At 61.7% G+C, this 26,252-nt stretch carries 17 protein-coding genes and 1 CRISPR repeat array; of the genes, 11 read left to right on the forward strand and 6 right to left on the reverse strand.

Annotation, left to right across the window (positions count from 1 at the left end; translation table 11 throughout):
• Nucleotides 1-158: 158 nt before the first annotated feature.
• Both CRI93_RS01195 and CRI93_RS01200 read right to left on the reverse strand, forming a co-directional pair.
• On the reverse strand, nucleotides 159-1,841 hold the full coding sequence (locus CRI93_RS01195) for an ATP-binding protein (protein ID WP_098060769.1): 1,683 nt from the start codon (nucleotides 1,839-1,841) through the stop codon (nucleotides 159-161).
• Nucleotides 1,842-2,144: 303 nt separating this feature from the next.
• Nucleotides 2,145-4,121, reverse strand: coding sequence for an AMP-binding protein (locus CRI93_RS01200; RefSeq protein WP_098060770.1), 1,977 nt, complete (start codon nucleotides 4,119-4,121; stop codon nucleotides 2,145-2,147).
• Nucleotides 4,122-4,411: 290 nt separating this feature from the next.
• Between CRI93_RS01200 and ftsH the strand changes: the two genes are divergently transcribed.
• The 4 genes from ftsH (at nucleotide 4,412) to CRI93_RS01220 (ending at nucleotide 9,154) form a co-directional block, all read left to right on the forward strand.
• Entirely contained in the window at nucleotides 4,412-6,550 is a 2,139-nt protein-coding gene (gene ftsH / locus CRI93_RS01205; RefSeq protein WP_098060771.1) for an ATP-dependent zinc metalloprotease FtsH, read from the forward strand.
• A 301-nt stretch (nucleotides 6,551-6,851) separates the two neighbouring features.
• The gene (msrB, locus tag CRI93_RS01210; RefSeq protein ID WP_245850245.1) at nucleotides 6,852-7,280 is read left to right on the forward strand and encodes a peptide-methionine (R)-S-oxide reductase MsrB; all 429 of its coding nucleotides are present in this window, start codon (nucleotides 6,852-6,854) and stop codon (nucleotides 7,278-7,280) included.
• A gap of 173 nt (nucleotides 7,281-7,453) precedes the next feature.
• Entirely contained in the window at nucleotides 7,454-8,290 is an 837-nt protein-coding gene (gene deoC, locus CRI93_RS01215; protein WP_098060773.1) for a deoxyribose-phosphate aldolase, read from the forward strand.
• Between the two features lie 291 nt (nucleotides 8,291-8,581).
• The gene (locus CRI93_RS01220; RefSeq protein WP_098060774.1) at nucleotides 8,582-9,154 is read left to right on the forward strand and encodes an SPOR domain-containing protein; all 573 of its coding nucleotides are present in this window, start codon (nucleotides 8,582-8,584) and stop codon (nucleotides 9,152-9,154) included.
• Nucleotides 9,155-9,290: 136 nt separating this feature from the next.
• Here the strand turns inward: CRI93_RS01220 and CRI93_RS01225 are convergent, their stop codons facing one another.
• Nucleotides 9,291-10,694 (reverse strand): pyridoxal phosphate-dependent decarboxylase family protein, encoded by a 1,404-nt coding sequence (locus CRI93_RS01225; RefSeq protein WP_098060775.1) that lies wholly within the window; start codon nucleotides 10,692-10,694, stop codon nucleotides 9,291-9,293.
• A gap of 131 nt (nucleotides 10,695-10,825) precedes the next feature.
• On the opposite strand from CRI93_RS01225, the gene CRI93_RS01230 reads away from it, so the two are divergent.
• Nucleotides 10,826-11,314: a MarR family winged helix-turn-helix transcriptional regulator gene (locus tag CRI93_RS01230; RefSeq protein WP_245850248.1), complete on the forward strand. Its 489-nt coding sequence runs from the start codon at nucleotides 10,826-10,828 to the stop codon at nucleotides 11,312-11,314.
• Between the two features lie 150 nt (nucleotides 11,315-11,464).
• A complete protein-coding gene (locus tag CRI93_RS01235; RefSeq protein WP_098060776.1) occupies nucleotides 11,465-11,824 on the forward strand; it encodes a nuclear transport factor 2 family protein in 360 nt (119 codons plus the stop codon).
• A gap of 262 nt (nucleotides 11,825-12,086) precedes the next feature.
• Here CRI93_RS01235 and CRI93_RS01240 read toward each other — a convergent pair whose 3' ends face one another.
• A complete protein-coding gene (locus CRI93_RS01240; RefSeq protein ID WP_098060777.1) occupies nucleotides 12,087-13,061 on the reverse strand; it encodes an NAD-dependent epimerase/dehydratase family protein in 975 nt (324 codons plus the stop codon).
• 51 nt (nucleotides 13,062-13,112) lie between these two features.
• Nucleotides 13,113-13,823, reverse strand: coding sequence for a phosphoadenylyl-sulfate reductase (locus CRI93_RS01245; protein WP_098060778.1), 711 nt, complete (start codon nucleotides 13,821-13,823; stop codon nucleotides 13,113-13,115).
• Between the two features lie 512 nt (nucleotides 13,824-14,335).
• On the opposite strand from CRI93_RS01245, the gene CRI93_RS01250 reads away from it, so the two are divergent.
• Nucleotides 14,336-15,019, forward strand: coding sequence for an alpha/beta hydrolase (locus CRI93_RS01250; RefSeq protein WP_098060779.1), 684 nt, complete (start codon nucleotides 14,336-14,338; stop codon nucleotides 15,017-15,019).
• Nucleotides 15,020-15,044: 25 nt separating this feature from the next.
• Here CRI93_RS01250 and pncA read toward each other — a convergent pair whose 3' ends face one another.
• Entirely contained in the window at nucleotides 15,045-15,668 is a 624-nt protein-coding gene (pncA, locus tag CRI93_RS01255; protein ID WP_098060780.1) for a bifunctional nicotinamidase/pyrazinamidase, read from the reverse strand.
• Between the two features lie 81 nt (nucleotides 15,669-15,749).
• Here pncA and CRI93_RS01260 point away from each other — a divergent pair, with 81 nt between their 5' ends.
• The 4 genes from CRI93_RS01260 to CRI93_RS01275 all read left to right on the forward strand — a co-directional run bounded on the left by CRI93_RS01260 (nucleotide 15,750) and on the right by CRI93_RS01275 (nucleotide 24,165).
• Complete coding sequence (locus CRI93_RS01260) at nucleotides 15,750-17,210, forward strand: aldehyde dehydrogenase family protein (RefSeq protein ID WP_176521604.1); 1,461 nt, start codon at nucleotides 15,750-15,752, stop codon at nucleotides 17,208-17,210.
• Between the two features lie 268 nt (nucleotides 17,211-17,478).
• A complete protein-coding gene (locus CRI93_RS01265) occupies nucleotides 17,479-18,306 on the forward strand; it encodes an enoyl-CoA hydratase/isomerase family protein (RefSeq protein WP_245850250.1) in 828 nt (275 codons plus the stop codon).
• Between the two features lie 165 nt (nucleotides 18,307-18,471).
• The gene (locus CRI93_RS01270; RefSeq protein WP_098060782.1) at nucleotides 18,472-20,433 is read left to right on the forward strand and encodes an aconitate hydratase; all 1,962 of its coding nucleotides are present in this window, start codon (nucleotides 18,472-18,474) and stop codon (nucleotides 20,431-20,433) included.
• A gap of 171 nt (nucleotides 20,434-20,604) precedes the next feature.
• Nucleotides 20,605-24,165: a hypothetical protein gene (locus tag CRI93_RS01275; protein WP_098060783.1), complete on the forward strand. Its 3,561-nt coding sequence runs from the start codon at nucleotides 20,605-20,607 to the stop codon at nucleotides 24,163-24,165.
• Between the two features lie 521 nt (nucleotides 24,166-24,686).
• Nucleotides 24,687-25,778: direct repeats of the CRISPR family, unit length 30 nt; unit sequence CCTTTAATCGCACCTTTGAGGCATTGAAAT.
• The last annotated feature ends 474 nt before the right edge of the window (nucleotides 25,779-26,252 follow it).

A 26,252-nucleotide genomic window follows, 5' to 3' on the forward strand; every position in this document is an offset into this window, starting at 1 on the left:
GCGCACCGAACCATCTCCTTCAGGATTAGCAGCCACCCGGCGAGATGAGAGGCGCTTCCGAAGGTGCAGGAGATCCTTCGGCTGCGCTCAGGATGACATCATACGAACAGTTGTTATGCATGGTGAGCACCCCGATAGGAGTCGGGGGCACGACCTGCTCATGCCTCCAGGTGCCGGTTTACCATCTCGATGAGGTCGTCGGCCTCAAAGGGCTTGGCGAGGTAGTCGTCGAAGCCCTGTTTCAGGAGCTTGTCGCGGTCGCCCGGCATGGCTACAGCGGTGACGGCCACGGCGGGCGTGGTGGCATGGCGCTCCATCTCGCGCAGCCGGTGCAGCACCTCTACGCCGCTGCCTCCTGCTCCCAGATTAATATCAATCAGGAAGAGGTCGAAGTCCTCGTTCTGGGCGTGCTGCACCGCATCTGCAGCATTCAGGGACACCGAGAGATCGATCTGATCGCCTAACAGGTTCTGGAGGAGAAACACTGTGTTGTCGTTGTCCTCGACCAGGTGCACGCGGGCGTCACGGTCGTCCACAGGACGTGTACCGGGAGCTTCTTGGGTGGGCCTCTCGTGCTCGTCGGCGCGAGGGAAGGCGATGGTGAAGGTGCTGCCCACATCGATGATGGAATCGACGGTGATGACGCCGTTCATGGCTTCCACGAGCTGCTTTGTAATCGCCAGACCCAGCCCTGAGCCATCAAACTCGCGCGTCAGACCGTCCGATTCCTGGCTGAAGCTCTCAAACAGAAACGGTTTGAACTTCTCGCTGATGCCTACGCCCGTGTCTTCTACATCGACGGCCACGTAGGGCGTGCCTTCGTAGGTGGTGGTATACACGCGCACTTCAACGCGCCCGGAATCCGTAAACTTAACGGCGTTGGAGATGAGGTTCTGCAACGCGCTGTTGAGCGCACCGGCATCGAGCTGCGCCACCGCGTCGCGGGCATCGGGGGTAACGTGAAAGTCGAGCGAGAGGTCGTTCTCCTCGGCATTGCTGCGGAAGAGCTCGGTCACCTCCAGCGCCACGTCGACCACGGTAGCCGGTTCCAGCTCCATGTCCATCGAGCCAGCCTCGATGCGCGCCAGCGTAAGGAGCGACGACAGCGTGTCCATGAGCCGACTGCCCGCGGCCTTGATGCGGGAGATGTGCTCCTCGAACGTATCGTCGGTGCTCTTGGCGCGAATCACGTCGGCGAGGCCCAGAATGGCGGTGAGCGGGGTGCGGATCTCGTGGCTCATGTTCGCGAGAAAGACGGACTTGGCGCGGTTGGCAGCCTCGGCGCGCTCTTTCGCGTGTTCCAGTTCGTCGCGCTGCTCCTTCAGCGCGTTGGTGCGCTTCTCTACGCGCCGCTCCAGCGACTGGTTAAGCTCCACGCGCTCGGTGATGTCGTTCTGCACGCCCACGAAATAGCGGACGGCGCCGTCGTCATCTTCGATGGGCGTGAGGTAGAGTTCATTCCAGAACATCTCCCCCGACTTCCGATAGTTGCGCAGCACAACACGGGCATACCGCCCATGCTTCACCGCCTCGCGAATCGCGCGTACGGCGGCCTGATCGTTGTCCATGGTGCCGTCGGGGTGCCGCTGCAGAAAGCGACAGTTGCGGCCCAGAATCTCATCTTCGTCGTATCCGGTGAGCGCCTTAAATCCCTGATTCACGTAGATAATGGGATTATCGGGCTGCCGCATATCGGTAACGACAACCGAGTTGTTGGCTGCCTCAATAGTGCGCTGCAGCAGATCTTTGACTTCGGCATCGGAGCGTGGCACGTCGATGCGGTCATACGAGGGGCGCGGCTGCCCGTCGTTGGGATTGCGGTCGGAAGGGACATTGGTCATAGGCAGATCGCACGGCCGGGCGGCGCGCAGGCGTAATGTAAAATGAGAGCGTCCAGTGAACAGAGTCAGAGCATCGGGGTGTCGAGCAGTCCGCTGCAGACGAACACGCCATCTGTGTGCGTGCTATGTGCATGCCTGTCATCTGGATACCCCCTGCTCGCTTGTGTTATTCACGAGCAGCCCTACGCACCACCTGAGCAACGGATGCTTGCAAGAGAGGCCACGTAGCGGTTTATATACCAAATGTTACGAATACCCACCGCTGTATGGCAGAGTCATGACCTGTGCGACGCCTGCGCGCTGCTACCACGCGTTTTCGATTGCGCGTACGGTGGCAGGATCCTCCAGGCTACTGGTATCGCCCAATGGCTTATCGAGATACGCGGCGCGAATCACACGCCGCATGACCTTGGCATTTCGCGTCTTGGGCAGTGCCGTGCAGAACTGAATCGCCTCGGGCTTCAAGGGCTTGCCCAGCGCATCGATAATGCGTTCCATCAGCGCGGCCCGCAGCGACTCGTCGGCGGTGTCGGACTGCTGGGGAACGGCAAAGACGATCACCGCCTGCCCTTTCACCTCGTGGGGGATGCCCACGGCCGCGCTTTCGGCAATGTCGGGATGCGCGTTCACGAGCGCCTCCACTTCGGCGGGGCCCAGGCGCTTGCCCGCTACGTTGATCGTGTCGTCGGAGCGGCCCAGGATGTACCAGAGACCGTCGTCGTCGATAGCCGCAAAGTCGCCATGCACCCAGATGTCCTCGAAGCGGCGCCAGTAGGCGTTCAGATAGCGCTCCTCGCCGTCCCAGAAGCTGCGCGTCATGCCAATCCAGGGCTTGCGGATCACCAGTTCGCCAACCTCGCCCTGTACCGGATCGCCGGTGGCGTCTACGACATCGGCATCCATACCGGGTGCGGGACCGCTGAAGGCGCACGGCTTAAGGGGCTGCAAGAAGTTGCCGCACAAGATGCCGCCTGAGATTTCGGTGCCGCCGCTGTAGTTGAGAATCGGTTTTTCGCTGTTCAGGACCGTTTCAAAGCACCACATCCACGACTCTGGATCCCACGGACTCCCTGTAGATCCCACTGCACGCAGCCCCGACAGGTCGTGCTTGTTGACGGGCTCGGGGCCGTGCGTTTTGAGTGCACGAATGAGCGTGGGCGAGATGCCGAGATGCGTCACGCTGTGGTCCTCAACAAGCTGCCAGAGGCGGTCGGGGCCGGGATAGTCAGGCGCGCCGTCGTAGAGCACCATGGTGGCGCCGATGGTAAGCGTGCCAAAGACGAGCCACGGACCCATCATCCAGCCCATGTCGCTCATCCAGTACATAGTTTCACCGGGCTTCAGGTCCATGCAGTGGTACATGTCCTGTGCGCCCTTTAGGGGAAAGCCGCAGTGCGTGTGTACGGCCCCTTTGGGCGCGCCGGTGGTGCCGCTCGTGTAGATGAGCATGACCGGGTCTTCGGCGGCGGTGCGCTCGGTGCGAGCCTCATCGGACTGCGAGGGAACCACGTCGCTCCAGAACACATCGCGCTCGCTGTGCATGGGCGTGTCGCTGCGCCCGGCGTGCTGCGTGACGATGACGTGCTCGACCGAGGGGCATTCCTGCAGGGCTTCATCCGCGGTTTCCTTCATGCGAATGAGCTTGTCGCGGCGGTGAAAGCCGTCGGCGGTGAAGAGCGCTTTGGCGCGGGCGCCCTGCAATCGGGTGATAATGGCCCCCGGTCCGTATCCGCTAAAGAGCGGACAGATGATGCCCCCGATCTTGGCAATGGCGAGGAAGGCGATGACGGTTTCGGGCGTCATGGGCATGTAGAGGCCAATGGCATCGCCTTTGCCCAGGCCGCGTTCACGTAGCATGTTCGCGCAGCGGTTCGTGGCCGCGTAGAGCTCCGCGTAGGTATATGTGCGGGTGGATCCGTCTTCGCCCTCCCAGCGCAGGGCGTCTTGCGTAGCGCGGGGCGTATCTTGCCAGCGGTCAAGCAGGTTGTGCACGATGTTCATGGAGCCGCCGACGCACCACTCGGGAAACTGCGGTGCGCGTTCCAGATCCACGATCTCGTCGTATGGCGTGTAGAACTCGATGCCCAGATCGTCGAGCACCGCCTCCCAGAACCAGCCGACATCGTTGGCGGCCTGTGTGTGGAGCGCATCGAGTGAGGCAATGCCGTGCGCATCCATAAACTGCTGCAGGTTGGAGTTGGCCACCACCTCGGGGTCGGGGGTCCACACGACCTCTTGCTGAAACGGAAATGAATCGGCGGAAGCGCTTTCAGTTGCCATAAGCACAAACGGGATACATGAACAGATTAGGAAGCTGCGCGGGGCTCTGCGGCCAGGCGCGTAAACCAAGTACATCCTGTATGATACGAGGAAGCAACGACCATAACAAGCCCGCGCATAACTGCAACATGTGTGTAACGGCACGGCGTGGCATGTCAAGAATTGGGCATGAATCCAACTTGTTGGGGTTGAAGAGACACTTTCGGCAGGCACGCGTGTATGGGAGATCCGAGACGACGATTCGTCTGCTTTCGTCGCCGTCTACCTTCATTTGATTTACTCCTTTTAACGTGGCTGAACAGGACGCTTCACCCCCGCGCAATACGTCGCGAGACCAATCGGACGCCGACCGTTCCGATCAGGGGAAATCGCCGAACAAAAAACGAAAAAGTGACGACGAAGGCGGCTCGCCGCTTGGCTCGGTCGTGTTTATTGTGGCTATTGGGCTGGGGCTCCTCCTGGCCTGGAGCTACTTTGGGGGCGGGCGAGCTGCAGGGCCCGAAATCAGCTACAGCGAGTTTCGCACGCAGCTTCGCGCGAACAACGTCGAACGCGTAGAAGTCGTGGGCGATGAAATGAGTGGGGCGCTGAAAGAAAGCGCGATGCGCGCTACCGCACAGGGCGACTCGACGCAGTACCAGGAGTTCGTGACCTACATGCCGTCGTTTGGCGACGATCGGCTCATGGAAGAGATGGAAGAGGCGGGCGTCGAGGTCGTTGCCCAGCCGGAAAGCGACTTCCCGTGGGGGTTGGTCATCATCGGACTGCTGCCTATCGTTATTCTGCTTATCATTGGGTACATTTTCCTGCGGCGCATGCAGTCGCAGGGGCAAGGGTTGTTCTCTGTGCGCAAAAGCAAGGCGAAGCTCTTTGACAAGGGGGAGGAAGATACGACCTTCGACGACGTAGCCGGTGCTGATGGGGCCAAGGAGGAGCTGGAAGAGATCATCAAGTTCCTGAAAAACCCGGAGCACTTCGAGAACCTGGGGGGCAAAGTGCCCAAAGGCGTGTTGATGGTGGGCCCGCCCGGCACCGGAAAGACACTACTGGCCCGAGCCGTAGCAGGAGAAGCCGATGTCCCGTTCTTTAGCGTGTCGGGCTCGGACTTCATGGAGATGTTCGTGGGGGTGGGCGCCTCGCGTGTGCGGGATATGTTTGAGGAGGCCAAGAAAAATGCGCCGGCCATTATCTTTGTCGACGAGCTGGACTCGATTGGTCGGCAGCGTGGAGCCGGTGTAGGCGGCGGCCACGACGAGCGTGAGCAGACACTGAACCAGCTTCTGGCCGAACTCGACGGCTTTGAGAAAAGCGAAAGCGTCGTCGTGATGGCCGCGACTAATCGGCCTGATATCCTCGACTCGGCGCTGACGCGTCCGGGTCGCTTCGACCGGCAGATTACGGTGCCCCTGCCCACCCGCGAGGCGCGGCGCGAAATCCTGAAGATCCACGCCAAGAACAAGCCGTTCGACGACGACGTGGATCTGGACACGATTGCATCGAGCACGCCCGGATTCAGCGGAGCCGACCTGGAGAACCTGCTCAATGAGTCGGCCCTCTTGGCTGGACGATATGGGCGCGACGCGATCACCAACGCCGATATTGAAGAGGCCCGCGACAAGGTCATCATGGGACTGCGCCGTGAAGGTGTAGTGCTTGACGAGGAAGAGCGCCGCCTGCTGGCTTATCACGAGGCGGGGCATGCCATTGTGGCTGCTGCGCTACCGCACGCCGACCCGGTGCACAAGGTCACCATCGTGCCACGTGGACAAGCGATGGGCGTCACGCAGCAGATGCCTGAGAAAGAGAAGTACCTGTACCGCCGCGAATACCTGCTCGACCGCATGGCGGTCGTCATGGGCGGACGCGCTGCCGAGGAGATGATCTTTGATACGGCCACAAGCGGCGCCGAAAACGATCTGAAGCAGGTGCGCAAGATGGCCCGGAAGATGGTGCTCGACTGGGGCATGGGCGAGCGCTTTAAGCACATTGCTCTGGGCGACGAACAAGACAATGTATTCCTGGGCGAAGAACTGTCGCGGGGACGCGACTACAGCGATGAAACGGCCCGCGAGGTTGACGACGAAGTGCGTCAGATCACCGAAAACGCATTCCGACGTGCCGTTGACACGCTTGGGGAGCATCGCGATGCCTTCGATAAGCTCGCCGACCTGCTCATCGAACGGGAGGAAGTGCCCGGCAAAGATGTGCTGGCGCTGCTCAATGGCGACGCTATCACGAACAATGGTGCTGCCAACGTAGCCGACGAGGTGTCCGTCTCGGGGGCCGAAGCGGCTGGTGATGAGATGTCCTCTGACACCGAAGGCGATGGTGCCACTCCCGATGCCGTTCCTGCTTCGAATGGAACTTCTGACGCATCTGAGACGGATGAAGCCGATACAGGAGAGTCTTCAAATCCGAAAGGATCCTGAAGCATCTTGCATAGCATGGTAACATAGCGCCTCGGTACTGAGCCCTTCTGCAGGCGATGCAGGAGGGCTTTTGTTGTGATATGAAGGCGAGCAGAGCGAGAAGCATAAGCGCGAAGGGAAGAAAATGCTCTATAGACGGGCCGTTTGCGTTGAGAGAGGCCTCAGGAGGAGCAGGTGCGTAGGGTTTGGCTACGACAAATGTAATACATAGCTGGGTTGTGGGAACGCAGTTGTACATTCGTCGTGCGGTACGATCCACAAACTATTCACTTTGCCATCTCTTACCAATATGAATTCCTCTATGTCTAAACGCGCGTGGAAAGAGAAGCTCACCAACGAGCAGTATAAGATTGCCCGGGAGGGCGGCACCGAGCCCGCATTTTCTGGCGAGTATTGGGATCATGACGGCAATGGCGTGTATCGGTGCGTGTGCTGCGGCGCCGAGCTGTTTGACTCCGAGACCAAGTACAAATCCGGGTCGGGATGGCCCAGCTTTTGGGATGTTGTGGATCAGGGCAACGTAGAGCTGCGTGAAGATCGGAGCCTGGGCATGCGTCGCGTTGAGGTCACGTGTGCCTCGTGCGATGCGCACCTGGGCCATGTGTTTGACGATGGGCCCGAGCCCACTGGAAAGCGCTACTGCATTAACTCGGCTTCGCTTTCGTTTTCCGGGCATGACAACGCATCCAGCGGACGCTCTACCGAAAGCAATGTCGCTTCCGAAACCTAAAGAGAGGAAAGGGGGCCTCGGGTGTATGATTGGACGCGCAAACGTTCGTTTGCTGTGAGATTCGGGCCAGGACCCCCTGGAAAAGAAAAAAGCGCTTGCAGGAACGACTTTGCATCTGCATATTGTGAGGCGGTTTGCATGTTTGTTTCTGTTGATTCATCGCCTACCGGCTTATGGCTCTGTCCACCCCCCAGTCGATTATTGAAGCGATTCGTGCATGGGACGTCCCGAACGATGTCCGAAGTACGTACGTAGCTCCTACCATTGAGCGCCTGCAAGCCAAGGCTGTCCCGGGGTTGAGCGGCCCAACGCCTCCGCCCGAACTGTCCCCCGAGGCTCTTGCGCAGCTCATTGACCACACGCAACTGAGCCCTACCGCTGATGCGGATGCCTATGCGCAGTGCTTTTCGGAGGCGCGCGAGTACGCGTTTGCCTCGGTGTGTGTACCCACAGCGTACGTGCCAGACGCCACAAAAGCGCTGGCCGACACCACTGTTGATGTGTGCACCGTAGTGAGCTTCCCGCTGGGGCACAGCCATCCCGAAGTGAAGGCGGCCGAGGCCCAGTGGGCCCTGCAGCATGGGGCGAGCGAGATTGACATGGTTATGCACATCGGTGCGGCAAAAGCCCATCAATGGGGGCGCGTAGAGCGCGACATCCGTGCCGTTGTGGAGGCACTACAGTCGGAGCCAGGACAGCCGCTCATGAAAGTGATCCTGGAAACAGCACTTCTGACCGATGCCGAAAAGGCGGTTGCTTGCTACGTGGCAGATTGTGCAGGCGCTGACTTCGTGAAGACCTCTACCGGGTTTAGCACGGGGGGGGCTACGGTTGAAGATGTTGCGTTGATGCGTCATATTGTGGGTGATGCGCTTGGCATAAAGGCGTCTGGAGGGGTCGGCTCTGCATCCGATGTGGCCGATATGGTAGCACATGGGGCCACGCGAATTGGAGCCAGCGGCTCTGTGGGCATCATGGAGGGCGCAACCAATCCAGAAGCAGCGTACTAAGGATATAACCTCATCACTGGAAACGCGAGGGCGGTGTGTAGCCCCAGAAGCGTTTAGAACCTGTTTTGATTTCTTATTTTGGGCTCCGAGCGGCTTCGCTGGGCTGCAAATTGCCCCTAATCTCGGCCCGTAGCCCCGGCTACGAACCTCGATTGGGGTCCAATTTTCGCCTCAGCGGCCCTCGCTCTCGCCGTCAAACCAAAACCCAAACAGGTTCTTAAGGTCGTTCCTGAACATAACCCCCAACAAGTCCTTCTGTCCAGGCTGCTCAATCATTCTTTATTCTGACGCATGGCCGTGTCTGTTATGAAGCTCATTACCAAGCTTATCATTGTGCCCGCCGTCCTTCTGTTTGTTGTTGGATGCACGGGCCCGCAAGAGTCAACGTCGCAGCCAGCAGGAGGTGAGGACACAGGAGAAGGGCGTGATTCTCGTACGACGATGTCGATAGCGCCCTACGAGACGTTCGATGCGCGCCAGTTCGAGGCACAGCCGCCGCGTCTGAGCACCGCAGCTATCATTCACACCGTGCCGAGACAGCTCATGGAGGCACGAGCGGATCAGGGCGTGAAGCAGATTGTGGACGGTTTTCAGATCCAGGTATACTCGTCAGTCGAACGCGCCGCGGCAGAAGAGATGCGCCAGGAGGTGCAGACGTGGTGGGAAGAAGAGCGCGACGAAGAGGCGGCCACGCTCTTTCCCGAAGGCATGCCCATCAACATTGAGTTTGGGCAGCCCTACTACCGCGTGCGCATCGGGGCCTTTGCCGAGCGCGAACAGGCGTTGGAGGCGCTGTCTTTCGTGCGCAACACCTTCGCCGATGCATTCATTGCACGCGCGCAAGTCACGGTCACGCGGCGGTAGCCGATACGGCGGTATAGAGCCATTTAAGGCTGTGCAATTTAACAATGGGAAAAGGGCCAGGCCCGTGCCTCCCGCTGGCCGTCTTGCATATCGATAGCCCGCACTTCAAACGAGCCCGGCAGATGATCGGGCTGGATCACGACTGCGTGGCGGCTACCGCTTTGCACACGCGTTCGTGCATCGTATCCACGTAGGCCTCGTGCGTGGGCTTCATCAGTACGCTGCGCAGAATGGTAACGGTGTCTGTGGTGGCGGCATACGTAGGGTGATGCGTGGTGAACTGGGCGCTGGGCACGGAATAGAGGCTCAGGTACACCGGCTCCTCTTGCTGCATGGCCTGGTCGAAGACGCGCTGGCTGCGGGCACTTACGGCCTCGGTATGATGAGCAGAGGGAACGGGGAAGAACGTTGCGATGTCGGTTTCGGGCTCGGTGTACACGGTGAGCGTCTCTTCTTTGTGCAGGCGAGCCGTCCACGACCGGGCTGCCGACAGGCACGCATTCACAATTGGTCCCAGTCCCTCGCCTTCAGCGAGGGGAACGGCTTGCAGGGTGCACCAGAGCGCGCCCGCCGCCGCACCAGCCCGTGAGCACTCCAGGCTGATCTCGCCCAGGTGCAGGTCGTCGGACGTGAAGTAGGTGTAGGGCGAGTCGTGGGCGTAGAAGCGGCCTGCTGCCGGATCGCGAAAGAGCACCGCGCCGCATCCGTATGGCTGCAGGCCATGCTTGTGCGGGTCGATCACGACCGAGTCGGCTTCAGAAATAGCATCGAACGCAGCCTTAGTGCTGTGCGATAGCGGCGGGGCGGTGGCCAGTCGAAAGAAGCCGCCATAGGCTGCATCCACATGCACGCGTACGCCATGATGGCGGCAGATCGGGAGAATCGTGTGGAGCGGGTCGACCACGCCGAGTCCGGTGGTGCCCAGTGTGCAGACAATGGTGCCAATGGAGCCGTTGGCCAGCGTGGCGTTGAGCGCATCGGGATCGATGCGGCCCCAGTCGTCGGTAGGCAGCGGTGCGGTATCGGCACGGAGGACGTGGCTCATGCGGCTATGCGTGTAATGCGCGCTGGAGGCAACACCAATGGCCTGGTCGGGATGGGATTCGCGGGCTACAAAGAGCGCCTCCAGGTTTGCGATGGTACCACCCGAAGTGAGGTGCCCCAATGCATCCCCCGGAAACCCCAGCATGCCCCGAAGGGCGTCGACAGCCTCCTTCTCCATCGCGCTGGTGGGGGGACCGCCGTCTAAGGCGTGGTTGTTCGGGTTGATGAACTGGGCGGCCCAGTAGCCCAGAATGGCTGCCGGGTGCGGTGGCTTCAGCATCTGCCCGGCATAGCTTGGATGAAAAAACGGGTAGTTGCCGGTCGTCAGGCGGTCGAGGTAGCTCGTAAGCACCGATTCGAGCGCATCAACATCGCATCCAACAAACGAAGCTGCCGTGTTTGAGTCCACGGGAGCATCGGCGTGCTGATCTTGCCACTCGGACAGATGAGTACAGAGGCGGTGAACGAGCGGAAGTAGTGTGCGGGGATCATACATGGAAGCAGCGAGATCGGGCGAGAAAACAACAAGTTCGCGATAATGAGGAAAACGCGAGACGTATTACGAAACGCCACCTTGCTCTACTCGTCATGTAGATACGTAGTCGCTCCGTTATCACTGAATACACAATGGGACGTATACTCGCAAACCGCATCCAGCAAACCAAACCGTTCGATGGCCCTGCTCACGAGGCGATGCTTAACCTGTTTATTGCCGGGGCGCATGTACGGCGGGCTATTGAACAGGTGTGCCGCTCGTACGACTTGCAGTTCAGCCACTACAACGTGCTGCGCATTCTGCGCGGGGCGCACCCCGAGGGCTATGCGCGATGTGACATCATCGATCGGATGCTCGACCCCTCGCCCGATGTAACGCGGCTAATGGACAAACTGGAAGACCTGGACTGCGTGGAGCGCCGCCGCAGCCAGGCCGACCGCCGTGTGACGTTGCACTTCATTACCGAGGCGGGGCTCGACCTGCTGCAGCGCATGGATCCTGACATTCAGGCGGTGCAAGATAGCTTTGCCGCCAGCGTGAGCGATCGCGATCTGGCGCACCTAAGTCGCATCTGCGAGGGCCTCTATTCGAACATGCCGCACCCCGACACCGAGGAATAGGAAAACCAACCTCCCAGAAAGAGCAGAAACCCGTATAGCAAACGCAAAACGTCATGAGTTCGTTAGATACGTGTTGCAACACATCAATTGGGAGAAGGTACATAATTTTGAATCGATCGAACTCTCCTGGTTTTAGACAACTACCTAATTATGAGCGACACCATTCGCGAAAAAGTAGACGACCTCAACGCCCGCATCCTCGAAGGCGACATCCTGGGCGCTTTTGAAGAGTACTACGCCGAAAACATCGTCATGGAAGAAGACGATGTACGCCGCGAAGGCAAAGAAGCCAACCGCGAGTACGAAGAGCAGTTTGTGAACGGCCTCACAGACTTCCGCGCTGCTGAAGTGAAAGCCGTAGCCGTCAACGAAGAAGACGGCGTGGCATTTGTAGAGTGGTATCTGGACTTCACGCTCGAAGGCGTTGGCGACGTAGAGCAGAAGCAGACGTCCGTGCAGTACTGGGAAGACGGCCAGATTGTACACGAGAAGTTCTATAAGATCGGATAGCACACAGGCTGTTAGATAAGCCAGAATAGCGCGGCACCGCCGCGTGATGCAAGCTGCCGGGGTGTTGCCAGTACGGGACGCCCAGGGCAGCTTGTGTTCGTCCCCCACGCGTCCCGCCGGTGAGTGCTCACCACTCGGCAGGACGCGTTTTTTGTTGGGGGTGGGGAAGCCAAGAAGGTAAGCACCCAACCCCACAGCTCGTCATCCCGGACGTAATTCGGGATCCATACCCACGACGTGGTTCTCATCGACCCGCATCGGGTCACAACATCGACCGGGGTTGGAAGGCATCAAGAGTGCCAATGAGCGCGGTCAGTCCATCGGAAAGGGTGTGCTCAGGGTGCCAGTTGAGCACCGATCGCGCTTTGTCACTCTGCGCCACCAGGTCCACATGGGTCTGCACATCCTGCTCGGTGTGGCGCACCGGAATGTCGGGCCGTGCACGGCGCACCGCCTTGGCCACCGCATTCACCGATGCGTTCTGTCCCACCACGTTAAAGATTGCAGGCTCTGCAGGCGACTCCGTGCGCTGGAGCACGCGCTCGATGGCGCGGCTGGCATCGTTCACGTGCACAAAGGCCCGCTGCTGCGCGCCGGTACCGTGTACCGTAAGCGGATGCTGCACACCCGCCAGGTAGGCAAACCGGTTGGCCACGGCGTCGAATCGGACGGTCGGGGCCGGGCCGTACACAATGCCCAGCCGCAGCGTGGTGGTGTGCAGATCGTTGCGCCCGTGCGCCTGCTGCACGCTATGCTCGGCGCTGCGCTTCGAGTGGGCGTAGGGTCCGACCGGACGACACGGCGCGGTTTCGTCGGGATACGTGTTGGTTTCGCGCGGGCCGTACACCGCCACACTGCTTGTGTAGATGAGATGCGATACGCCTTCCGCCACGCACTCCTCAACCAGCCGAGCGGTGCCCCAGGCGTTCACCTGCTCCACCCACGTCGGATTCTGATAGCCCATGGGGGTGTTCGCAATGGCCGCCAGATGCACCACGGTGTTTACATCCGCAAGCGCAGTGGATACCACCGCCGGGTCCAGAATATCGCCTTCTACCACCTCGTAGGTGCCCGTGTCGGGCATGTCCATGAGCGCCCGGTACGCGCTGTTTCCGCTGCTCATGTTGTCTAAGATGCGAATCACGCGGTCCGAGGCGCGGGGTCCGGTGCCCAGGTCGCGCACCAGTTGCGAGCCCAGATAGCCGCATCCGCCAGTAACAAGAATAGTTTCAGGCATGGCAGTGCGTCATTCGGGTGGAGGCGAAGCAGCGAGCAAGGAGCGCGAGATCTACGCAGACTCCTCGGGGTCGGTGTCGAAATGGAGGCCGCACTCGGTTTTCGTGTGGTTGGCCCAGCGCCCCGCACGCGAATCGCCTGACGTGACGGGCTGTGTACACGGCGCACAGCCGATGCTTGCGTAGCCCTGGTCGCCCAGCGGATGCTCCGGGAGATCGTGCTCTGCGCGGTAGCGCTGCACCTGGGCCTCCGTCCACGACGCAATGGGGCAGATCTTGTACACGTCGTAGCGATCGACCGACTCGGGGCCGGCCAGCACGGGCGTGTCCTGGCGCTGGGCTGTCTGGTCGCGCCGGATGCCGGCCACCCACGCCATACGATCGGCCATGGCCCGCTGCAGGGGCTTTACCTTGTTGAGGTGGCAACACAGATCAGGATCGCGCCGGTGCAGCTGGCCGTGTTTCTCCTGAAAGCGCTCGTGGCCCATGCGCGTCTTCAAGACCTGCAGGTTCAGGCCCAGCTCCTCAACCACGCGGTCGCGAAAGCGCAACGTTTCGGGGAAATGAAAGCCGGTGTCCAGAAACAACACCGGCAGCTCGGGTACCGTTGTTGCAATGAGGTGGAGCAACGGCAGGCTGTGTGTCTGAAACGAGGACGTAGCCGCCGCATCGGCGCCGAAGGTGTCCCACGTCCACTGCAGCACATTGGCGGCAGACTGCGTTTCGAGGGTCTTGGCGTGCGAGGCAACGTCAAGCGTCGGCATGTAGGAACAGCAGGCTGGTGGGATAACGGCGAACGAGCGCTCCTACGGGGGCGCATCGGTAAAAGTTTAGGGGAAGTGCAGGCAGCATTTGTTTAGCGGGTTTCAATAACCGCCCGAGCCATCTCCATTGGTCTACATGCGCACCTTCTCCTATTTTTGTCACCTTGAGCGTATACCGACAGCCGTCGGTAGGAGTCGAAAGGTCTCCTACAGCACCGGCACGGCATGTGCTCTACGAACATCTCTTCCACCTTAGCAGAAGCAGGCGGCTCACGGGCCGGGGCCCCACATAAAGTGCTGCTTCAGATCCACCCCTCAGTCGCTGCGCGACAGCTCCCCTCTCCAGGGGAGCGGCTTGGGGCAGCGGCTTACACGGTCTTCCTCTGCGCCAAACACGTATCGCAGGCGCCTGCGCCTCCGCCGAACTGACATTGCAGACGGCACGTCCCTATCGTATGTTAGAGACGCACATACATCAAGCGCTTTTTCCTGCATCATCCCCCTTACTCCACATGACGACTCCGACCCACGACCGCGATCCCCACGGCACTACCGATACCGTACAAGTAGGTCCGCCGCTCGACGACGCCACCGCGGCGGTGGTATTCATTCACGGACGCGGGGCCACTGCAGCCAGCATTGTGCAGCTTGTGGAGCCGCTTGCGCCCGAGGGGATGGCGCTGATTGCCCCACAGGCCCACCGGCGCACGTGGTATCCGCAGTCGTTTCTGGCACCGCTTCAGTCCAACGAGCCGGGCCTATCGTCAGGGCTGCGGCGCATCGGATCGATCCTCGACACGCTGCGCGCCCATGACATTCCGGCGGAGCGTGTGGTGCTGGGGGGCTTTTCGCAGGGTGCGTGCCTCTCAACCGAGTACACGGCGCGTCATCCCACGCGCTACGGCGCGCTCATCGGGCTGAGCGGCGGACTCATTGGCACCGGCGAGAAGCCGGATCACGAGCCGCCGCACGACAAGACGTTCGACTACACGGGCGATATGCAGGGCACGCCGGTGTTCTTAGGCTGCAGCGACCGCGACCCGCACATCCCGAAGTCACGCGTGGATGCCACTGCCCACGTGTTTGCGGAGCTGAACGGGGCTGTGGACAAGCGCCTCTACGAGAGCATGGGCCACATCGTCAACAACGACGAGCGCGAGGCCGTGCGCGACCTGCTGCAGGCGGTGGCGGCGTAGGCGGATGAAAAGCTGGCGGGCCTGCTCAACGCGCCAGCGTGTGCGCAGCGCCCGAAGACACAATCTGCACGCCCGCGCCGGTCATGGCCTCCCACGCGGCGGCCAGCGAGCCGTCCTGGTTGATGCCCCGGGTTGCGTCTTCGACCACGTACACGTCGAATCCCTCGTCAACGCCGTCGGTGGCGGACCACTTCACGCAGAAGTCCGCAGCCAGGCCCACCACGACGAGCGTATCCACGCCGCGCTCATGCAGATAGCCCGTCAGGCCCGTGGCGGTGGCGCCGTCGTTTTCGTAGAACGCCGAGTAGGAGTCGATCTCCGGACGAAAGCCCTTGCGGATGATGAGATCAGCGCGGTCGGTGTTCAGGGCGGGGTGGAAGTCGGCGCCCTTGGTGCCCTGCACGCAGTGATCGGGCCAGAGCACCTGCTCGCCGTACGGCATCTCGACGGTGTCGTACGGGGCGCGCCCGTCGTGCTGCGAGGCAAACGACTGATGCTCGGGCGGATGCCAGTCTTGCGTGCAAACGACCGCATCGAAGTCGTCCATGAGCGCGTTTACGGTCGGAATGATCGCGTCGCCTTCGGGCACCGCAAGCGCGCCACCGGGGCAGAAGTCGTTTTGGATGTCGACAACCAAAAGTGCGTGCATACGTTCAGTAAACTGGTTTGATAGCTATAGCTGTGTGTGCTCTACATGCACGGTGTTCTCCCCCTTTTTTTCCAGTGCTCTATGGAAACGTTACGAATGGCTCCGGCACCCCCCGATTCCGATTCTCAATCTATCGCGACCGTGGTCCAGCACGCATTTGAGGCGCAGCAGGCGCACCGCCCCACCGTGCGCGCCCAAGACGCCGACACCCGCATCCGTAAAATACAACGGCTGCACGACCACGTGTGGGCCCGCCGCGACGAGATCCAGGCGGCCATGTACCAGGATTTTCGGCGCCCGCCCATCGAAAGCGCTATGAGCGATGTGAAGATGATCGGCGAGGAGGCGCAGTTTGCGATGAAGCATCTGCGCGAGTGGATGGCCCCGAAGCCCGTGTCCACGCACCGCATGCTGGTGGGCACAAAGTCGCACATCGAGCCGACGCCGAAGGGCGTGGTCTGCATCATGAGCCCGTGGAACTACCCGTTCATTCTTACGCTGGGTCCGCTCATCAGCGCACTGGCGGCAGGCAACAGCGTCATCTTGAAGCCGTCGGAGTACACGCCGCACAGCAGCGCACTCATGGCCGACATGATTGAGCAGCTCTACGATCCGCGCGAAGTCACGCTCGTGCGGGGCGATAAGGAGGCCGGGAAGGCGCTGCTCGACCAGCCCTTTGATCACTTCTTCTTCACAGGCAGTCCGGCAGTGGGGCGCATCGTGATGAAGGCGGCGGCGGAGCATTTGAGCTCGGTGACGCTGGAGCTGGGCGGCAAGTCGCCCACGGTGGTGGATGCAAGTGCCGACATTGAGCACGCAGCGCGCACTATCATCTGGGGCAAGTTCTTGAACGCGGGGCAAACGTGCATCGCGCCCGATTATGTGCTGGCTGAGCGGGCGATCATGCCTGCGCTTATGGATGCGATGCGTGTTGCCCTTGCCGAGTCATTCGGCACAACCCCGAGCGAGCGCCAGCAGAGCGCTGATTATGCCCGCATCGTGAATGAGCGGCACTTTGAGCGGCTGAGTGATGCGCTGGACGAGGCGATCGACACGGGCGCCCGCCTCGAATTTGGAGGCACCGTAGACACCCGCGAGCACTACATTGAGCCAACAGTACTTACCGAGGTGCCCAGCCACGCGACGCTAATGCAGGAGGAAATCTTCGGTCCGATCTTACCTGTGCAGCCGTTCGATCATCTCGACGACGCCATCGCCGCGATCAACACGCGCGAGAACCCGCTGGCGCTCTACCACTTCACAAGCGACGAATCGGCCACCCGCCGCCTGCTCGACCACACGCAGTCGGGCGATGTCTGCGTGAACGACGTAATCGTGCACTTCATGAGTCCGCACTTGCCGTTTGGCGGGGCCGGACACAGCGGCATTGGCGCAAGCGGCGGCGAATACGGGTTCAAGGAGTTCTCGAATCAGCGGAGCGTGATGCGCCGCACTGGCGCTTCGGGGGTGATGCAGCAGCTGTATCCGCCCTACGGAAACGTCACCAAGAAGCTGGTGGACTGGCTGCTGCCGTGGGCCTGATAAAGGACAGCACGGTTGAGATCTATTGCTCTGTCAACCCTCATTTTGATGGCTCCACTGCAATCAGCCCCCACGAAGCCTGTCATGGTGAGCGCAGTCGAAACATCTCCCTGGCGTTTAGCTGGAACTTGTCGGCACGGCACGGCACGCGTACCTATCTCGGTTCGACCCAAACAATCACGCGTCACACAGCACTATTGAGCAGCAGAGCCGTGCATTTGGGGATGCGCAGGCGCTGTTGTATATTGGACACCGTCTCGCATCCCCTATGAACAACCCTGATTCTATGCCACTTATCGAAGAAAAGACGGAGGCCCGCGTCCGCACTATCACGCTGAATCGGCCCGAGAAGCGCAACGCCCTGAACGGTCCGCTGGTGGAGGCACTGCACGACGCCCTGCGCGCCGATGCCGACGACCCCGAGCACCGTGTGGTCGTGCTTACCGGAGCCGGATCGGCCTTCTCCTCGGGGGCCGATCTGGAAGCGCTTCGAGCAATGCGCACGGCGGGTCCGATGCAGAACCGGGCGGACTCAAAGCGCCTGGCTGCGCTCTTCGATGCAATCTACACCCACCCGAAACCCGTTATTGCAAAAATAAACGGCCATGCTATTGCGGGCGGCTGCGGGCTGGCATCGGTATGCGATTTTGCGGTAGCTGTCGAATCCGCCAAGCTGGGCTTTACCGAGGTGCGCATCGGGTTTGTACCGGCCATTGTAGCGGTGTACGTGTGCCGCAAACTGGGCGAGGCCGCCCTGCGCGACCTTATGCTGCGCGGACGACTCATTGATGCAGCGGAGGCCGCCGAACTCGGGCTCATCCACCGGGCGGTGCCCGCGTCGGAGTTGGGCGACGCGGTGCAGTCCATTGCAGCAGGCATCAGCCGCGACACGAGTGCGTCAGCGGTGGCCCTCACGAAGCAGCTCCTGGCCGATGTACCGGGCATGGGCTACCGCGAGGCGCTCGACCACGCGGTGCAACTCAACGCCTTTGCCCGCGGCACCGACGACTGCCAGGCCGGCATCCAGGCGTTCCTCAACAAAACCGAGATGCCGTGGACAAAGGCGTTTGATGCGGATGAGGGCGGCGAGAACTAATGGGGCGCCGCACGAGATTGAAATCCCGTGTATCCCTTGTAACTCTACACCCTACTGTTTTGTAACACTTGTGCAACAGCATCGATTCTTTCCACCTTTCGGCGGAAAACGCTGTTGTATGGCATACCTCGTCATCCATCCCGATCACCAACACCACCACACATCATGGGCAAGAACGTTGCAGAAAAGCTCATCGACAGCCACCTCGAAGGGGGCACGATGCAGCCTGGCGAAGAAATTGAACTCAAAATGGACCAGACGCTGACCCAGGATGCCACCGGCACCATGGTCATGCTGGAGTTTGAGGCGATGGGCATCCCTCGCGTGCAAACCGAAGTCTCGGCGCAGTACGTTGACCACAACCTGATTCAGTCGGATTACAAAAACCCCGACGACCACCTGTTCTTGCGTAGCGCCTGCAAGAAGTTTGGCGTGCACTACAGCCGCCCCGGCAATGGCGTGAGCCACCCGGTACACCAGGAGCGCTTCGGCAAGCCCGGCAAAACGCTCATTGGATCCGATAGCCACACGCCGGCCGCCGGTGCTATCGGCATGCTTGCCATTGGCGCAGGTGGACTCGACGTGGCCATGGCCATGGCCGGAAAGCCGTACACGATCAACATGCCTGAAGTATGGGGCGTGGAGCTGACCGGCGAGCTGCCCGACTGGGTGAGCGCCAAGGACGTGATTCTGGAGATGCTGCGTCGCCACGATGTGGACGGCGGCGTGAACCGCATCATCGAATACTATGGGCCGGGGCTCGACAACCTCAGTTGCATGGATCGCCATGTCATCGCCAACATGGGCACCGAACTGGGCGCCACCAGCACGGTCTTCCCCTCAGATGACGAGGTGAAGCGCTTCCTGCGCTCGCAGAACCGCGAAGACGACTGGAGCGAGCTGAAGGCCGATCCCGACGCGACGTACGATGTCCACGAGGAGATCGATCTGTCGACGCTGCAGCCGATGATCGCAAAGCCGAGCAGTCCGGGCAACGTGGTGCCGGTGCGCGAGGTCGAAGGGAAAGAAATCTATCAGTCGTACGTCGGCTCCTCCGCCAACCCCGGCTTCCGCGACTTTGCTTCCGCCGCTGAAATCGTGGACGGCAAGCAGGTGCATGACCGCGTCTCGTTCGACGTGAATCCCACGTCGCGCCAGATTCTGGAGAACCTGATGAACAGCGGCCACCTGCAGATGCTGACCCGCGCAGGCGGACGCATCCACCAGGCTGGCTGCAACGGCTGCATCGGCATGGGGCAGGCGCCCGCCACGGGGCAGATTGCACTGCGCACGGTGCCACGCAACTTCCCAGGCCGTTCCGGCACGAAGGAAGACGCCGTGTATCTTGTGAGCCCCGAAACCGCCGCCGCCTCCGCGCTCACGGGCAAGATTACCGACCCGCGCGATCTGGAGGACATCTACGGCATGAGCTACCCGAATGCCAAAGAGCCCGAAGACATCATCGTAAACACCGACCAGCTCGTGGCGCCACCCTCCGAAGAGGAGGCCAAGCACCTGGAGCTGGAGAAAGGGCCCAACGTGGTGTCGCTCCCTGAATTCGAGCCGCTGCCCGACGCCATGGAGGTGCCGGTGCTGTTGAAGATGGGCGACGACATCTCAACCGATGAGATTATGCCCGCCGGCTCGCGCATTCTGCCGTTCCGCTCGAATATCCCGAAGATCTCGGAGTTCGTGTTTGAGCAGGTCGACGAAGAGTTCTTCGAGCGCAGTCAAGCGGTGAAGGACACCGGCCACGCCATTGTGGCGGGTACCAACTACGGGCAAGGCTCCAGCCGCGAGCACGCAGCCATTGCCCCCCGCTGGCTCGGTACGCGCGTTAAGATCGTGAAGAGCTTTGCGCGCATCCACCGCCAGAACCTGGCCAACTTCGGCATCCTGCCGCTCCTGTTCCAAGACGATGCAGCCTATGAGAGCATCGACCAGGGCGACACGCTGAAGCTGACCGGCCTGCGCGATGCCATCCAAAACGGCAACGAGGTGGAGGTCGAGAACGTGACGAAGGGCGAAACCTACGTCGCCGAGCACGACCTCTCATCGCGCGAGATCGATATGGTGCTCGAAGGCAGCCAGATCGGAGTCGTCAAGAAAGAGTTTGCGGCGGCCTAACATTCCCCGACGCATCCAACAACACCCACCCCGCCCTGGGACCGATCCCGAGGCGGGGTTTGCTATGGGCGCTTCCGGCGCCACCAGACGGCTGCTGCAACGATGCCCCGAAGCCACGGTACACAGCGATGCCCACGCTGCCTCCCACAACCGAACGTCCGGCTCCGCTTCATGATGCGCCTGCTGCTCTGGATTGGTCTGGTGCTCATATGCAGCGGACTCATGCAGCCGATTGGAGCGCAGGACCAGCCGCCTGTGTCCGATTCGACCCTCGTCTTTGGCGATCTGACCACGCAGCGCGACACCATCGACGCGTTTCAGCCGTCGCCTTACCCCATTCCGCGCTACATTCGGCCCAGCAGCGCCACCGTCTACGTAAACGGCACGCCCGCCGACCCCGCCCGCTACACCCTCGACCTGCGCGCCGCCACCCTCGCATTCGATCCGCCGCTCGCCTCCGATGACACCCTCGTCATCGCCTACCGCCGCTGGCCGCTAAGCGCCACCGCACGTAGTCAGGAGGAAACCGAAGGCCAGCGCCCGCCCGCCGATCAGATCGCAGACCCCGACACGTCGGCGCCGGCCCCAGGGGCCTACGACCCGTTCGAAGGCGTGCGCCTGCAGCGCAGCGGATCCATCTCGCGGGGCATTGTTGGCGGCACGCAACGCGACGCCCGCCTCGAATCGGGGCTGCGCCTGGACCTCGAAGGCGACCTCACCGACGAGGTGTCCGTCCGCGCCACCCTCACCGACGAGGACACGCCCATCCAGCCCGACGGCACCACGCAGCGCCTCAGCGAGTTCGACCGCGTCTTCATCGAGATCGATGCGCCGCCCGGCACCGCCCAGCTCGGTGATGTGGAGGCCTCGTTTCAGCAAAGTCCGTTCGCCTCCTACGACCGCCTCTTGCAGGGCGGGCAGCTTCGCAGCAGCACCTTTAGCGCAGGCCCAGCACAGGTGCAGGCGCAGGCCGTGGGAGCAGTTGCGCGCGGACTCTTTCGCCGCCAGGAGATCGACGCCGAGGATGGCGTGCAGGGCCCCTACCGGCTGCGCGGACGCGAGGGCGAGCCGTTCATTGTGATTACGGCAGGCTCGGAGCGCGTCTTTCTGGATGGCGAGCGCCTGGAGCGTGGCGAGAGCAACGACTACGTGATCGACTATGCACGTAGCGAGATTACCTTTACCGCCGATCGGCTCATCACCTCCGATCGGCGCATCACTGTCGAGTTTCAGTACACCGCCACGCCGTTTACGCGCTCGCTCCTGGGCACCGAGGCCGACGCCGCCCTCTGGCGCCGCAGCGATGGCAGCGCCCGCCTCGAAGTGGGTGCCACCGTTTTGCGCGAAGCCGACGGCGGCGACTTTGCCGCGGCGCTCGGCCTCTCGCCCGAAGACTCCACCGCCCTCGCCAACGCAGGCACCAGCACCGTCACGCGCAGCGGGGCCACCCGCGTGGAGTTCGACCCCGAAGCGCCCTTCGTGCAGTACCGCCGCGACACGGTCGCGGGGCCCGACGGCACGCCCGACACCATCTTCGTGGCTCTTACGGAGCGTCCCGATGAAGATGAGCCGGTCTTTCGGGTCCAGTTTACCCGCGTGGGGCCGGGGCAGGGCAGCTACCAGCGGGGCGGAGCGCAGCAGAACGGCATCGCCTACACGTACGTGGGCCCCGGACAGGGCCGCTACACACCCGAGCGTCCGCTACCGCGCCCGCAGGCACAGCGCGTGGTGGACCTGCGCGCTGCCACGGAGCCGTGGGCAGGGTGGCGGCTTGCGGGGAATTGGGCGCAGTCGCGGGTCGACGCCAACCGCTTTGCCTCCGGACAAGACACGCAGACGCAAGCGCATGCCTATCGCATCCGCCTGAATACAGACCCGCAGCCGCTCTCGGTAGGCGGATACGACGCGGGCACGCTCCAGGCCCAGGCCACCCGCGCGGTGCGGCAGGCCCAGTTTGAGCCCTTCGAGCGCGGTCGATCGGTCGAGTTCAACCGCCGCTGGAACGTAGAGCGCACGGGCGCGGAGCTGCCCGACACGCTGCAGGCGCAGGGCCGCGAGTCCATCAGCGAGATCACTACCACCTGGGCCCCGACCGATGCGGCGGCGCTTTCGGGTGAGTGGGGGCGGCTTTCGGTGGGGCAGGCGTTCCGCAGTACGCGGTGGCAGGGGCGTGCGCAGTACGCGCCGCAAACCGGGCTACGCGGCGAATACACCGGCACATGGATCGAGAGTGCACGTTCAGAAGAGCAGGGCCGGTGGATCCGCCAGACCGCCCGCCTGGCCCGCGCCGGGGCCGAGACCTGGCGGCCCGCGCTGGATGGTCGGTTCGAGCGTCGCATGCAGCGAGCCGGTGCCGGGGCTCTGCAGCGCAACTCGTTTCAACTGTGGGAGGTCGAGCCCCGCCTCACGTTCGACCCGGCGCAGTGGACCCTCACGGCGCAGGGCGGGCTACGGGCCGAGCAAGAGGAGGCCGAGGGGCAGTTGCAACCCGCCGCGCAGGCGTGGCAGGCCGGGCTTAGCGCCGACTACGCCGGCTCCGGTGCCACGCGCTTTCAGGTAGAAGGCCGCTACCGCACCCGCAGCGTGCGCGAGTTCTTCCGCCTGAACCGGCAGGCCCGCGACAGCGAGACGCTGCTCGTACGCGCCGAACTGGCTACCGCTGCCGCCCAGCGCGCGGTGGACCTGGACGTGTCGTATCAGGGGCAGACCGAGCGCACGCCCACCGTGCAGGAAACGTTCATCCGCGTAGGCCCCGAGTTGGGGCAGTTCGTGTGGACCGATGCCAACGACGACGGCATCCCGCAGATCGATGAGTTCATCCCCGAGACCACGCCGGGCGAGGGCGAATACATCCAGTCGTTTGTCCCGTCGGATTCGCTGGTGCCGGTGGCCAATGTGCAGGCGCAGATGCAACTTCGACTGGATCCGGGCCGCGTGTGGGACGATGCGTCGTCGCCTGTGGCACGCGCCCTCTCGGTGGTGCAGAGCCGGAGCGAAGCGCGCATCCAGGAGCAGACCGAGTCGCCCAACCTGTGGGGCGTCTACCTGCTCGATCCGCGCGAGTACCGCCAGCCGGGGCAGACCGTGAACGGACAGCTGGACCTGCGCCAGACGCTGGATCTGTTTCCGCGCCGCAGCCGCGCCGGCGGCACGCTGGAATGGACGCAGCGCCGCCGCCTCGACGACCGCTCGGCCGGACTGCAAGAGGCGTTTCAGCAGGCGTGGAGCGCCACCACGCGCTGGCGTCCGGTGCGCCCGTGGCAGGTGCAGCTACAGGCCGAAACCGAGCGCGACCGCTCCACCAGCGAGGCGTTCGAGTCGCGCAGCTACGACATTCGCACATGGCGCCTGCAGCCCGAATCCGAAATCGACCTTACCCCCGCGTGGCAGCTGCAGGTGCGTCCGTCGTGGGCCCAGAAGACCGATCGCCGGGGCACGCGCCGGGCTACCGTGTGGCGCGCCCCGGTCGAGGCCACCTGGCGTCGCGCACGCCAGGCCCGGCTGAGCGCTCAGGCCGAAGTCGCCCACATCGCGCTGCAGGGCGATGCCCAGGGCCGTGCCCTCTTCGAACTCACCGACGGACGCGGTGCGGGCACCTCGTACCTGTGGGGCCTGCGCGGACGCTACGTATTCTCGGATCTGCTGCAAGGCTCGCTTCGCTACAACGGACGCGCCCCCGCCGCGGCCGATGTCATCCACACCTTCGAGGTCGAACTCACCGCCACATTCTGACCGCAGCACCCCGAACGATTCGCCGTGCACACGCGTATGCCTTCATAAAAAAACTCAAGTTGCAGGGTATGATACAACACCAACACATGTTGTCATTCTGAGGAGCGAAGCGACGAAGAATCTCTCCCAATGAGAGCAAAGCAGGTGCGATGAGGAGATTCTTCGACTCCCCCGATGGCTGGAATACGCTCAAAATGACAGCCTTGTAGGTGACCACTTGAATCAAGTGCTAAATGCAGAGGACCCGACGCACACGCCACGAAAACGAGTGCGCCTGCAGCGCCGCTGAAGGCCGATCTGTCGTCGGCCTCCGCCCATTTTCGGGAAAACGCCTGCCGCAACCACTGTGCCACATCCTAATTTTTATGGATACGCAGCGTAGGATCAAGGAGTTAGCGAATGTCGTCGGACCCCCGGGGGTTTACACGCTACCGGAGGGTGACGACATCGGGCGCGCTCAATCATCGCCAAATCGCCGCTTATTTGCATCTAAGTGGGCTGAATTGCATATTCCATCAGGCCCTTTAATCGCACCTTTGAGGCATTGAAATCCCCCTAAGACGACGTTCGCGGATAAAATCCTCCCCCCTTTAATCGCACCTTTGAGGCATTGAAATTCGGATCGTTTCGGGTCCCATCCCAGCCGTGCGCGGCCTTTAATCGCACCTTTGAGGCATTGAAATGAAACGAGAAGTCGTCCCCGATCGCGTCGTTGCGTGGCCTTTAATCGCACCTTTGAGGCATTGAAATCTCGGCACCTCAATGAGCGCCAGCCCTTCCTCGCCACCTTTAATCGCACCTTTGAGGCATTGAAATTTGAGCGGCTTGTCTTGTCGGCCGCCGGGGCCACCTCCTTTAATCGCACCTTTGAGGCATTGAAATTTGAGCTGCACTGCGCCTTGCGTGGGGCCCGGATTGGCCTTTAATCGCACCTTTGAGGCATTGAAATGAAACGCATCGGGCAAGGCCGCCTCGTTGACTACAGACCTTTAATCGCACCTTTGAGGCATTGAAATTGTTTGCTGTATGTGTGGATGCGATCAGAGGATACATCCTTTAATCGCACCTTTGAGGCATTGAAATCAAAAGAGGATGCGGAGGTCAACGACCACGCCAAAGCCTTTAATCGCACCTTTGAGGCATTGAAATCGCCTCCACCACCCACCCATGCAGGTCCACCAGGCGCCTTTAATCGCACCTTTGAGGCATTGAAATCGCCTCCACCACCCACCCATGCAGGTCCACCAGGCGCCTTTAATCGCACCTTTGAGGCATTGAAATCCTCCGCTGTCTTCGTCGCCGAGCAGGTCCGCGATCTGCCTTTAATCGCACCTTTGAGGCATTGAAATTCGCCATCGAGGTCGAGGAAGCCCCCGCCCCCGGCATCCTTTAATCGCACCTTTGAGGCATTGAAATTGCACGGTGCATGTGATCTGCTTCGTGTCGCTCATCTTTTAATCGTACCTTTGAGGTATTGAAATTGTCCTGCTTCATCGCCCACGCACGGAGGTTGATGTCTTTTAATCGCACCTTCGAGGTATTGAAATTGGTGCGTGCGTACTTCAATGCGCTCGCCAATATCGCTTTTAATCGCACCTTTGAGGTATAGTAACGTCCCAGGGCACTGGGACGCCGTCATGGAGCTCTCTTCGCATGCAGACAAGGAGCATAAGGTTGAGATCGCGCTACTTTTGCATGGCAGATGCCGCTCCGCAAGGGCAACGCATTGCTCCGGGCGACGCAGAGCCCTGCGTCGTTACGGCAGGTTGGGGGGGCGCATCTGGGTCGCCCGCGGCTCCGCTCAGGACAGGCGCACCTTTGAGGCATACGTAACGTCCCAGGGCACTGGGACGCCGTCATGGGGCTCTCTTCGCATGCAGAGACGGGGAGCATGAGGTTGAGATCGCGCTGCTTTGCATGGCAGATGCCGCTCTGCATGGCAACGCATTGCTCTGGGCGACGCAGGCCCTGCGTCGTTACGGCTGGTTGGAGGGGTGCTTCTGGGTCGCCTGCGGCTTTGCTCGGGACAGGCGCACCGTTGAGGCATAGTACCGTCCCCAGGGCCCCGAGACGCCGTCGTAGATCCG

The sequence above is a fragment of the Longimonas halophila genome (genome assembly GCF_002554705.1).
Taxonomy (GTDB): Bacteria; Bacteroidota; Rhodothermia; order Rhodothermales; family Salinibacteraceae; genus Longimonas; species Longimonas halophila.

Coding starts and splice junctions, on each gene's coding strand:
- CRI93_RS01195 (WP_098060769.1), bottom strand. CDS start 1,841: ATGACCAATGTCCCTTCCGACCGCAATCCCAACGACGGGCAGCCGCGC.
- CRI93_RS01200 (WP_098060770.1), bottom strand. CDS start 4,121: ATGGCAACTGAAAGCGCTTCCGCCGATTCATTTCCGTTTCAGCAAGAG.
- msrB (WP_245850245.1), top strand. CDS start 6,852: ATGTCTAAACGCGCGTGGAAAGAGAAGCTCACCAACGAGCAGTATAAG.
- deoC (WP_098060773.1), top strand. CDS start 7,454: ATGGCTCTGTCCACCCCCCAGTCGATTATTGAAGCGATTCGTGCATGG.
- CRI93_RS01220 (WP_098060774.1), top strand. CDS start 8,582: ATGGCCGTGTCTGTTATGAAGCTCATTACCAAGCTTATCATTGTGCCC.
- CRI93_RS01225 (WP_098060775.1), bottom strand. CDS start 10,694: ATGTATGATCCCCGCACACTACTTCCGCTCGTTCACCGCCTCTGTACT.
- CRI93_RS01230 (WP_245850248.1), top strand. CDS start 10,826: ATGGGACGTATACTCGCAAACCGCATCCAGCAAACCAAACCGTTCGAT.
- CRI93_RS01235 (WP_098060776.1), top strand. CDS start 11,465: ATGAGCGACACCATTCGCGAAAAAGTAGACGACCTCAACGCCCGCATC.
- CRI93_RS01240 (WP_098060777.1), bottom strand. CDS start 13,061: ATGCCTGAAACTATTCTTGTTACTGGCGGATGCGGCTATCTGGGCTCG.
- CRI93_RS01245 (WP_098060778.1), bottom strand. CDS start 13,823: ATGCCGACGCTTGACGTTGCCTCGCACGCCAAGACCCTCGAAACGCAG.
- CRI93_RS01250 (WP_098060779.1), top strand. CDS start 14,336: ATGACGACTCCGACCCACGACCGCGATCCCCACGGCACTACCGATACC.
- pncA (WP_098060780.1), bottom strand. CDS start 15,668: ATGCACGCACTTTTGGTTGTCGACATCCAAAACGACTTCTGCCCCGGT.
- CRI93_RS01260 (WP_176521604.1), top strand. CDS start 15,750: ATGGAAACGTTACGAATGGCTCCGGCACCCCCCGATTCCGATTCTCAA.
- CRI93_RS01265 (WP_245850250.1), top strand. CDS start 17,479: ATGAACAACCCTGATTCTATGCCACTTATCGAAGAAAAGACGGAGGCC.
- CRI93_RS01270 (WP_098060782.1), top strand. CDS start 18,472: ATGGGCAAGAACGTTGCAGAAAAGCTCATCGACAGCCACCTCGAAGGG.
- CRI93_RS01275 (WP_098060783.1), top strand. CDS start 20,605: ATGATGCGCCTGCTGCTCTGGATTGGTCTGGTGCTCATATGCAGCGGA.